Below are 259 nucleotides of genomic sequence, written 5' to 3' on the forward strand. Positions count from 1 at the left end.
AGCTCTTCCATGTCGTTGACGGCGCGTTGCAGGTTGCGGATATCCTGTCCCACATCGCGCAGATAACCTTGCAGCACGAAGAACATTGCCAGCACGAAGGTAATGTCGCCCGGCGTCGCCAGCCCCTGTCGCCACATGATGAGACCTGTACCCAGAATACCGGACTGCATGGAGACCATCATGAAGCTCTGGATCGTGCCGTTCAGCGTGCCGCGCTTCCATGTCCGGCGTGTGCGGTGGTCCCACTTCACCAGCACAT

At 59.1% G+C, this 259-nt stretch carries 1 pseudogene; it reads right to left on the bottom strand.

From position 1 onward, the window contains the following. A pseudogene (locus R0J92_RS24290) lies at positions 1–259 on the bottom strand (ABC transporter ATP-binding protein); the annotation flags it as partial.

This window comes from Tritonibacter sp. SIMBA_163 (assembly GCF_046535935.1).
GTDB lineage: Bacteria > Pseudomonadota > Alphaproteobacteria > Rhodobacterales > Rhodobacteraceae > Epibacterium > Epibacterium scottomollicae.